General features: G+C 50.4%; 2 tRNA genes and 3 rRNA genes. All 5 read left to right on the forward strand.

Annotation, left to right across the window (positions count from 1 at the left end):
- Positions 1-170: 170 nt before the first annotated feature.
- Positions 171-1,705 (forward strand): 16S ribosomal RNA (locus RW114_RS19565).
- A 69-nt stretch (positions 1,706-1,774) separates the two neighbouring features.
- A tRNA-Ile gene (locus RW114_RS19570) sits at positions 1,775-1,851 on the forward strand.
- A gap of 49 nt (positions 1,852-1,900) precedes the next feature.
- Positions 1,901-1,976: transfer RNA gene (locus RW114_RS19575), tRNA-Ala, on the forward strand.
- A gap of 365 nt (positions 1,977-2,341) precedes the next feature.
- Positions 2,342-5,234, forward strand: a 23S ribosomal RNA gene (locus RW114_RS19580).
- Between the two features lie 183 nt (positions 5,235-5,417).
- Positions 5,418-5,533: ribosomal RNA gene (gene rrf, locus RW114_RS19585) — 5S ribosomal RNA — on the forward strand.
- The 16S, 23S and 5S rRNA genes sit together here with 2 tRNA genes alongside, the layout of an rRNA operon.
- Positions 5,534-5,604: the final 71 nt, after the last annotated feature.

A 5,604-nucleotide genomic window follows, 5' to 3' on the forward strand; every position in this document is an offset into this window, starting at 1 on the left:
CGCTCTTTAAAAATCTGATCAAAATAATTTGTGTGGGTGCTTGTGACGAGCTATTTACGTTTGTAATAAATAGTCGACATGAGAACTTACGTAGATAAGAAATTATAAACGTTTGAATCTGTAGTCGAGCCAAGATTGGCTACTCATCTTATTGAGTGGCAAAATGATATAAACTGAAGAGTTTGATCATGGCTCAGATTGAACGCTGGCGGTATGCTTAACACATGCAAGTCGAACGGTAACAGGCCTTCGGGCGCTGACGAGTGGCGGACGGGTGAGTAACGCGTAGGAATCTGCCTCATAGTGGGGGACAACGTGGGGAAACCCACGCTAATACCGCATACGCCCTACGGGGGAAAGGAGGGGATCTTCGGACCTTTCGCTATGAGATGAGCCTGCGTTAGATTAGCTAGTTGGTAGGGTAAAGGCCTACCAAGGCGACGATCTATAGCTGGTCTGAGAGGACGATCAGCCACACTGGGACTGAGACACGGCCCAGACTCCTACGGGAGGCAGCAGTGGGGAATATTGGACAATGGGCGCAAGCCTGATCCAGCAATACCGCGTGTGTGAAGAAGGCCTTAGGGTTGTAAAGCACTTTCAATTGGGAGGAAAACAGGCAGGTCAATACCCTGTCTCTTGACATTACCTTTAGAAGAAGCACCGGCTAACTCCGTGCCAGCAGCCGCGGTAATACGGAGGGTGCGAGCGTTAATCGGAATTACTGGGCGTAAAGCGTGCGTAGGCGGTTCGTTAAGTCAGATGTGAAAGCCCTGGGCTCAACCTGGGAACTGCATTTGAAACTGGCGGACTAGAGTTTAGTAGAGGGGAGTGGAATTTCAGGTGTAGCGGTGAAATGCGTAGATATCTGAAGGAACACCAGTGGCGAAGGCGACTCCCTGGACTAGAACTGACGCTGAGGTACGAAAGCGTGGGTAGCAAACAGGATTAGATACCCTGGTAGTCCACGCCGTAAACGATGTCGACTAGCCGTTGGTCCTATTTACAGGATTAGTGGCGCAGCTAACGCATTAAGTCGACCGCCTGGGGAGTACGGCCGCAAGGTTAAAACTCAAATGAATTGACGGGGGCCCGCACAAGCGGTGGAGCATGTGGTTTAATTCGATGCAACGCGAAGAACCTTACCTACCCTTGACATCCAGAGAATCTGTTAGAGATAGTAGAGTGCCTTCGGGAGCTCTGAGACAGGTGCTGCATGGCTGTCGTCAGCTCGTGTCGTGAGATGTTGGGTTAAGTCCCGTAACGAGCGCAACCCTTGTCCTTAGTTGCCAGCGGGTAATGCCGGGAACTCTAGGGAGACTGCCGGTGATAAACCGGAGGAAGGTGGGGACGACGTCAAGTCATCATGGCCCTTATGGGTAGGGCTACACACGTGCTACAATGGCCGGTACAGAGGGCTGCGAACTTGCGAAAGTAAGCAAATCCCAGAAAGCCGGTCCTAGTCCGGATTGGAGTCTGCAACTCGACTCCATGAAGTCGGAATCGCTAGTAATCGCGAATCAGAATGTCGCGGTGAATACGTTCCCGGGCCTTGTACACACCGCCCGTCACACCATGGGAGTGGGTTGCAAAAGAAGTGGGTAGTCTAACCTTCGGGAGGGCGCTCACCACTTTGTGATTCATGACTGGGGTGAAGTCGTAACAAGGTAGCCCTAGGGGAACCTGGGGCTGGATCACCTCCTTACAAATTGCAACTGAATGTTGTCATGAGTACCCACAACAAATTATTTTGATCACACGCAGTATGAGCCTAGGGCCTGTAGCTCAGTTGGTTAGAGCGCACCCCTGATAAGGGTGAGGTCGGTGGTTCGAGTCCACCCAGGCCCACCACCTTGCCGTGATGGCAAACGTGATGTGGCTAGGGGACTCAGCAAACACTGGGGCTATAGCTCAGCTGGGAGAGCACCTGCCTTGCACGCAGGGGGTCAGCGGTTCGATCCCGCTTAGCTCCACCAATTCTATAACGTTTCGATTCTAAAAAAGAATCAGCAGAGACCTTATAGAATTGGTGCATGAATAAATGCATGAATAGCTCTTTAACAATATGGAAATCTGTAACAAAGTAACTTCATGGAATAAAACCATGGAGAAACTTAAAACGAGTTCGAGTGAACTGAGGTTACAACAGAAAGTCAACGAAGTCGAGCTTGTTAAGCAATTAACATGAAGACACCGAGTCGATGGAAGGTTGGATCGACGAACATAAGAATGAGTTCTCAAAAGCAGAAAAAAGCGATTAAGAAAGCTGATCGATAACACACAAAAATCTAATCTTCACTCATGGCAACATGAAGCGAGAGCAGACTCATTGGGGTTATATGGTCAAGTGAATAAGCGCATACGGTGGATGCCTAGGCAGTGAGAGGCGATGAAGGACGTTGTAGCATGCGATAAGTTTCGGGGAGCTTGCAAACTAGCTTTGATCCGAAAATTTCCGAATGGGGAAACCCGGCCCACATCAGTGGGTCACATTACAGTGAATACATAGCTGTATTGAGCGAACCTGGGGAACTGAAACATCTAAGTACCCAGAGGAAAAGAAATCAACCGAGATTCCCTTAGTAGCGGCGAGCGAACGGGGATTAGCCCTTAAGTTGTACAGTTGTTAGTGGAACAGTCTGGAAAGTCTGGCGATACAGGGTGATAGCCCCGTACACGAAAACGCTGTGCAGTGAAAACGAGTAGGTCGGAGCACGTGAAACTTTGACTGAACATGGGGGGACCATCCTCCAAGGCTAAATACTCCTTACTGACCGATAGTGAACCAGTACCGTGAGGGAAAGGCGAAAAGAACCCCGGAGAGGGGAGTGAAATAGATCCTGAAACCGTATGCGTACAAGCAGTGGGAGCATACTTGTTATGTGACTGCGTACCTTTTGTATAATGGGTCAGCGACTTAATCTCAGTGGCAAGCTTAACCGAATAGGGGAGGCGTAGCGAAAGCGAGTCTTAATAGGGCGTTTAGTCGCTGGGATTAGACCCGAAACCGGGCGATCTATCCATGGCCAGGCTGAAGGTGGGGTAATACTTACTGGAGGGCCGAACCCACTTATGTTGAAAAATGAGGGGATGAGCTGTGGATCGGAGTGAAAGGCTAATCAAGCTCGGAGATAGCTGGTTCTCCTCGAAAGCTATTTAGGTAGCGCCTCGTGTATAACTGTTGGGGGTAGAGCACTGTTTCGGCTAGGGGGTCATCTCGACTTACCAACCCGATGCAAACTCCGAATACCAACAAGTTTGAGCACGGGAGACACACGGCGGGTGATAAGGTCCGTCGTGGAAAGGGAAACAGCCCAGACCGTCAGCTAAGGTCCCAAAATCTATGCTCAGTGGGAAACGATGTGGAAAGGCACAGACAGCCAGGAGGTTGGCTTAGAAGCAGCCATCCTTTAAAGAAAGCGTAATAGCTCACTGGTCGAGTCGGTCTGCGCGGAAGATTTACCGGGGCTAAGCATAGTACCGAAGCTACGGGTCACACTTTTAGTGTGGCGGTAGAGGAGCGTTCTGTACGCCTGCGAAGGTTCATTGAGAAGTGGGCTGGAGGTATCAGAAGTGCGAATGCTGACATGAGTAACGATAATGGGGGTGAAAAACCCCCACGCCGAAAATCCAAGGTTTCCTGCGCAACGCTAATCGACGCAGGGTTAGTCGGTACCTAAGGCGAGGCCGAAAGGCGTAGTCGATGGAAAGCAGGTTAATATTCCTGCACCAGTGGTAACTGCGATGGGGTGACGGAGAAGGCTAGGTCAGCTGTCTGTTGGAATAGGCAGTTTAAGCGAGTAGGGAGGGTTCTTAGGCAAATCCGGGAACCTATATTCTGAGACGTGATGACGAGTTGTTCTTAGGAACGACGAAGTGATTGATGCCATGCTTCCAAGAAAAACCTCTAAGCTTCAGGTTATCAGTGGCCGTACCCCAAACCGACACAGGTGGATGGGATGAGAATTCTAAGGCGCTTGAGAGAACTCGGCTGAAGGAACTAGGCAAAATGGTACCGTAACTTCGGGAGAAGGTACACCCCAAGTAGGTGAAGCGATTTACTCGTGGAGTTGAAAGGGGTTGCAATAAATTGGTGGCTGCGACTGTTTAGCAAAAACATAGCACTCTGCAAACTCGAAAGAGGAAGTATAGGGTGTGACGCCTGCCCGGTGCTGGAAGGTTAATTGATGGGGTCATCTTCGGAGAAGCTCTTGATCGAAGCCCCAGTAAACGGCGGCCGTAACTATAACGGTCCTAAGGTAGCGAAATTCCTTGTCGGGTAAGTTCCGACCTGCACGAATGGCGTAACGATGGCCACACTGTCTCCAGCCGAGACTCAGTGAAATTGAAATTGCGGTGAAGATGCCGTATACCCGCGGCTAGACGGAAAGACCCCGTGAACCTTTACTATAGCTTTGCACTGGACTTTGAACCTATTTGTGTAGGATAGGTGGGAGGCTTCGAAGCAGGAACGCCAGTTCTTGTGGAGCCAACCTTGAAATACCACCCTGGTATGTTCGAAGTTCTAACCTAGGTCCGTTATCCGGATTGGGGACAGTGTATGGTGGGTAGTTTGACTGGGGCGGTCTCCTCCTAAAGAGTAACGGAGGAGCACGAAGGTACCCTCAGCCTGGTCGGAAATCAGGCGATGAGTGCAATGGCATAAGGGTGCTTGACTGCGAGACGGACAAGTCGAGCAGGTACGAAAGTAGGTCATAGTGATCCGGTGGTTCTGTATGGAAGGGCCATCGCTCAACGGATAAAAGGTACTCCGGGGATAACAGGCTGATACCGCCCAAGAGTTCATATCGACGGCGGTGTTTGGCACCTCGATGTCGGCTCATCACATCCTGGGGCTGAAGCAGGTCCCAAGGGTATGGCTGTTCGCCATTTAAAGTGGTACGCGAGCTGGGTTCAGAACGTCGTGAGACAGTTCGGTCCCTATCTGCCGTGGGCGTTTGAGATTTGAGGGAAGCTGCTCCTAGTACGAGAGGACCGGAGTGGACGAACCTCTGGTGTTCCGGTTGTCACGCCAGTGGCATCGCCGGGTAGCTATGTTCGGACAGGATAACCGCTGAAAGCATCTAAGCGGGAAGCCCCTCCCAAGATGAGATCTCACTGGGACTATAAGTCCCCTGAAGGGCTGTTGAAGACTACAACGTTGATAGGCACGGTGTGGAAGCGCAGTAATGTGTGAAGCTAACGTGTACTAATTGCCCGTGAGGCTTGACCATATAACACCCAATCAGTTTGAAGGTGTTGTAAACTAAGCAAGGCTTAGTGACAGCTGATAATCGCCAACCAGAGAAGTTACAGATTTCCATAAAAGCAGGTAAGACGCAAGGCAAAAGGCTGAAAAGCCGCCGAGTGTTACCCCTGTTGCATGACAGTTGGTGCAAACCGACTACACCAGTTTGCTTGGTGACCATAGCGAATGTGAACCACCCGATCCCATCCCGAACTCGGAAGTGAAACCATTTAGCGCCGATGATAGTGTGGCAGTTTGCCATGCGAAAGTAGGGAATTGCCAAGCTCTTAAATTAAAAACCCAAGTCTCTGCACTTGGGTTTTTTTTTGCCTTGCGTTTGATTCAACTTAGCGAAT

Origin of the sequence: Methylobacter svalbardensis, assembly GCF_037671525.1 — a bacterium.
GTDB lineage: Bacteria > Pseudomonadota > Gammaproteobacteria > Methylococcales > Methylomonadaceae > Methylobacter_A > Methylobacter_A svalbardensis.